This window comes from Streptomyces sp. NPDC059567, assembly GCF_042735655.1.
Taxonomy (GTDB): domain Bacteria; phylum Actinomycetota; class Actinomycetes; order Streptomycetales; family Streptomycetaceae; genus Streptomyces.
The window spans coordinates 4551-6944 of the sequence record NZ_JBHWBS010000159.1 but is presented as its reverse complement, the minus strand read 5'-3'; the positions used below and the strand labels follow the sequence as shown (position 1 = coordinate 6944).

The 2394-nt window shown below is 68.8% G+C and carries 2 protein-coding genes; one reads left to right on the top strand and one right to left on the bottom strand.

The genetic code is table 11. The features are described from left to right. Nucleotides 1-61 precede the first annotated feature (61 nt). Complete coding sequence (locus ACFVZW_RS35810) at nucleotides 62-1513, bottom strand: DUF2079 domain-containing protein (RefSeq protein WP_384530609.1); 1452 nt, start codon at nucleotides 1511-1513, stop codon at nucleotides 62-64. A 414-nt stretch (nucleotides 1514-1927) separates the two neighbouring features. Here ACFVZW_RS35810 and ACFVZW_RS35805 point away from each other — a divergent pair, with 414 nt between their 5' ends. Then, complete coding sequence (locus ACFVZW_RS35805) at nucleotides 1928-2314, top strand: peptidase inhibitor family I36 protein (protein ID WP_384530607.1); 387 nt, start codon at nucleotides 1928-1930, stop codon at nucleotides 2312-2314. Nucleotides 2315-2394: the final 80 nt, after the last annotated feature.

Here is a 2394-nt window from a genome sequence, read left to right as displayed (position 1 = left end):
GGGGGGGGGGGGGGGGGGGGGGTCCCCCCCCCCCCCCCGCCCCCCTTCGCGTACGTACACGTCACACGCGGCGAAGCACCGCGAACTGGCCCGCCCGCGTCGACACCTCGTACCGCGCCTCCGGATGCAGCGACGCCGCCAGCTGGACCGGGTCCGTCACCGGCTGCGACCAGCCCGAGTCGAGGTCGAGGGCGAGGTAGTCGGGGCTGACGCCCTTCGCCCCGCCCACCCAGTAGACGGTGCGGTCCGCGGTGAGGTGGGCCATCAGCGTCACGTTGGTCTCCACGCTCGCCCCCTCCGGCACCGCGTCGACCGCACGCCTCGCGTCCAGCGTCCGGGGGTCCGTGGCGTACGTCTCCGAGCGGAGCAGCTCCCGCAGCGGGAGGTCCAGGGCGATCACGATCGAGACGGCCGTGACGACGGGGACGGCGACCTTCCCGTACGCGACGAGCCAGCCGCGCGGCGAGGTCCGGACGGCCCGGACGGCGTCGACGAGCGCGAGGAAGACGACCGGCATCAGGATGGCGCTGTAGTGCCAGATCATCCCCCAGTGGTTCGGGTCCTGGGAGAGGAAGCGCCAGCCGAGCGTCGGCAGCACGAGCAGCATCAGCGGGGAGCGCAGGGCGAGGAAGCCGGTGATGCCGACGAGGAAGAAGAGCATCTCCCACTTCACGTCGGAGCCGAGCGACGAGAGCAGGGCGTGCGCGAAGGAGACGTCGGCCCCCTCGCTCGACTTCTCGATCTTGGCCCAGTAGTCGTACTGGCCGACCCGGCTCGCCGCGGGGATCAGGACCAGGACCGTCAGGGCGAAGAAGGCGGTGCCGAACGCGGCCACGGCGGCGCCGAGACGCTTCTGCCCCCGTACGAAGAGGACCGCGCCGACCATGGCGACGGTGAGCCCCATGTCCTCCTTGACGAGGACGAGGGGGGCGGACCAGGCGACGGCGGCGGTCCAGCGCCCCAGGAGCAGGGCCCGGCAGGTCAGCGCGAGGAGCGGGACGGCGAAGGCGATCTCGTGGAAGTCGGACTTGACCGCTTCCTGGAGGCCCCACGACAGGCCGTAGGCCACGGTGAGGCCGAGGCCGGCCGCACGGCTCCCGAGCACCTGCTGCGCGGTGCGGCCGACGACGACGGCGGAGGCGGCGAAGAGCGCGGCCTGCGCGAAGAGGAGGGTGAGCGGGGAGGACCAGATCCAGTACAGGGGCGCGAGGAGTGCGGTGACCGGACTGAAGTGGTCCCCGAGTATGAGGAAGCCGGGGCCCTTGATGTCGACGACGGGCGCCCGGAACTCGGCGTAGGCCCTGACGGACTGGTTGAAGATCCCCAGGTCCCAGGAAGGCGTACGGAACTGCTCGTACTGCACCCAGGAGTAGAGGAAGTACAGCGCGCAGAGCACGCCCGCCACGAGGACGTACGGCCGCAGGGGCACCGCGGAAGGACCGTCCTCGGGCGGCCCGGCGCCGGTCTCCGGGGCGGACGTCTCCGCCGCCGCCCCGTTCTGTACATCCAACACCGCGCCCCCACCTAGCAGCCGCCGACAAAAGAGCAACCCATTAGACCAGAGAGGACACGGCCGACGGAATCACCGGTCAAACCCGCACGGATGGGGAAACCCGGAAAGAGGATCAAGGGAGTGTGATGCGGGTCACATTGACCGGAGTTGGAATTCGCCACTCCACTCCCACGCACCACCCGCCTGTCCGCGATTCCCACTGGCTGCGCGCGAAGACGATGGAGGCACTCACGCATTCATCACGAGCGGAATCATTCCATTCCGCTGCAATATTTCGGCCACGTTTCATGGACGCTGGCCCGAACTCGTCCCGTGGAGCAAAAAGTTCCGTCCGAGGCTCTCCATCGCTGTGCTAGCTTCCTCGACCGGCAAGACCCGTTTTTCCCACTCACTGGCACGTGAAAGGAAGAGCACATGGTCAAGCGCAGAGTCATGGCCGCCGTTCTCGGCACCGCCGCCGCGGCCGGTATGACGATGGTCGCCTCGGCTCCCGCCCAGGCTGTCGACCGGAACTGCTACGACGGCAACTTCTGTGTCTATCAGGCGAGCAGCTTCAGCCAGTCGTACCCGATGTACCGCTTCAACATCGCGGACTCCAACTGGGGCTCCGGTCAGCCGGAGATCTACGACAAGGACAGCTCCTGGCGGAACCGGTGGAGCGTGACGGTGAAGGTGTACGCCCTCAGCGACTACCGCACCGTGAACACCTGCTTCAACCCGGGCTACGAGCTCCACCAGGGCGGCTCCTCGCAGAACGACAACGGCCGTTCGCACAAGTACGACGGCACCGGCTGGTGCTGACGCTCGACTGAGAGCGGTCCGGCCGGTCGAGGCCGGGCACTGGCGGTGAGAAGCCGGATGCCTCCCCCTCATCGCAGGAG

What these genes read in the sequence shown, in the direction of transcription:
- ACFVZW_RS35805 (WP_384530607.1), top strand. Translation starts at nt 1,928, where the DNA reads ATGGTCAAGCGCAGAGTCATGGCCGCCGTTCTCGGCACCGCCGCCGCG.